At 70.8% G+C, this 414-nt stretch carries 1 protein-coding gene; it reads left to right on the top strand.

The annotated features are described in order from the left end of the window. Window positions 1–414, top strand: a 414-nt coding sequence (locus tag I6F37_RS42125) for a hypothetical protein (protein ID WP_225154689.1), incomplete at both ends; no start/stop codon positions are given.

The following is a 414-nucleotide window of genomic DNA, read 5'->3' as shown; positions in this document are numbered from 1 at the left end:
GGCCTGATCTACGGCGGCACGTTCTGGGATCTCCGCAAGGCGCTGCTCGCCGCCAAGCCCGAGGCCGAGGCGCTCGCGCTGATCTACAAGCTCTACGTCGCGACGCTGCGCCGCTCGGTGAACATCCCGTCGAGCATGATCGAGGCGCTCGCCGCCGATGACGACGACGGCAACCTCGAGAACGGCACGCCGAACGAGTGCTTCATTCGCGACGCCTACGGCCGTCACGGCCTGCGCACCGCGACGGGCGTGATCGCGGCGCCCGGTGCGATCGCATCGTCGGCAAATGCCACGGTCGTGCGCGTCGATCTCGCGGGCCTCTCGCCGCGCTGCACGGGCGACGAGGTCCAGCGCGTCGAGCTTCACTGGAAGCCCGGCCTCACCGGCACGCCGGCCGCGGGCTCGGTCGTGATG

Origin of the sequence: Bradyrhizobium sp. NBAIM08 (assembly GCF_020193935.1) — a bacterium.
Taxonomy (GTDB): domain Bacteria; phylum Pseudomonadota; class Alphaproteobacteria; order Rhizobiales; family Xanthobacteraceae; genus Bradyrhizobium; species Bradyrhizobium yuanmingense.
This window is presented reverse-complemented; position numbering and strand designations above follow the sequence as displayed.